This is a genomic window from Microvirga sp. P4_G7 (assembly GCF_056401005.1).
The window spans coordinates 1-656 of record NZ_JBFUKD010001121.1; the positions used below are offsets into that span (position 1 = coordinate 1).

The following is a 656-nucleotide window of genomic DNA, read 5'->3' on the forward strand; positions in this document are numbered from 1 at the left end:
ATATCATAACGAATCACAGTTCTCTTAAAGTCAAGAGCCGACGCGCGCCACAAACAAAAAAGGCCGCCCGGAGGCGGCCTTTTCGATTTCGATGTGCCGGAGAATTACTCGGCTGCGGGGGGCAGTTCGCTGACCTTGGCCTGCGATTCCGAGCGTTTCTGCTGCAGGATCATTTCGTCGCGACGGGTCGCCACGGCCTTGAGCTGCGAATTGAGCGCGCCCGTGCCGGCCGGGATCAGGCTGCCGACGATGACGTTCTCCTTGAGGCCTTCCAGCGTATCGACCTTCCCGTTGACCGCCGCTTCCGTAAGGACGCGGGTGGTCTCCTGGAACGACGCCGCCGAGATGAACGAGCGGGTCTGGAGCGAGGCCTTCGTGATACCGAGCAGAACCGGCACGCCGACGGCGGGCTTCTTCTTTTCGGCGACGAGCTTCTCGTTGATTTCCTCGAGCTCGAGGCGGTCGATCTGCTCGCCCGTCAGAAGTTCGGAATCGCCACCTTCGGTGATCTCGACCTTCTGCAGCATCTGGCGAACGATCACCTCGATGTGCTTGTCGTTGATGAGCACGCCCTGGAGGCGATAGACCTCCTGGATCTCGTTCACGAGATAAGCCGCGAGTTCCTCGACGCCCTTGATCGCCAGGATGTCGTGCGG

1 pseudogene is annotated in these 656 nt (G+C 60.7%); it reads right to left on the reverse strand.

Annotated features, from left to right (window positions below):
- Nucleotides 1-104: 104 nt before the first annotated feature.
- Nucleotides 105-656 (reverse strand): annotated as a pseudogene (locus tag AC1DT3_RS23400) (DNA-directed RNA polymerase subunit beta'); the annotation flags it as partial.